The 509-nt window shown below is 32.4% G+C and carries 1 protein-coding gene; it reads right to left on the bottom strand.

The window, feature by feature from the left end:
* Window positions 1-88: 88 nt before the first annotated feature.
* On the bottom strand, window positions 89-355 hold the full coding sequence (locus ACGHEH_RS21740) for a hypothetical protein (protein ID WP_390449882.1): 267 nt from the start codon (window positions 353-355) through the stop codon (window positions 89-91).
* Window positions 356-509 lie beyond the last annotated feature (154 nt).

The raw sequence follows: 509 nt of genomic DNA, 5'->3' as shown, positions 1-509 counted from the left end.
CAAATAAACGGCAAAAATTAGTTGGCTAAAATTTGTGAGGTACGAACAAAGCCAACTGGTTTTTGTCCGCACTTTTTGATTTGTTTTGTTATGTATCTATTTCACGAAGCCAATCTTTAAACCAACTAAATGGTAAATTAACTGAATCCAAATTTATATTTTGTAATTCATCAACTTTATAAGTGTTAACTAAGTAAAGATCCCATTGAGTTTCGACATCAGCTAAAGTACTCAAGATATCTTCTATTTCTTTTGGTGCGTCAATGTCATGATACTTATTCCAGAACTTCTCACTCCACTCAGCTATTTGCTTATGAGAGTAAGTTAATTGATTTTCATCGGCACCGTAATTCAAAAAAAAATAAAATTATCTTTTGTAAAATCTAAATTTATAGGTTTACTCAATTCCATAGAGATAAATAACGCTTGCCGTAAACGGCACAAAATAGAAGGCTAAAATTAGCGACGAAGGAGCACAAGCCTGCTGTTTTGTGTCCTTTGTTTAACGA

The sequence above is a fragment of the Pseudoalteromonas sp. MTN2-4 genome (genome assembly GCF_042848605.1).
Taxonomy (GTDB): Bacteria; Pseudomonadota; Gammaproteobacteria; order Enterobacterales; family Alteromonadaceae; genus Pseudoalteromonas.
Note: the sequence above shows the minus strand (reverse complement) of the source record. Positions and strands in the feature narration are given on the sequence as shown.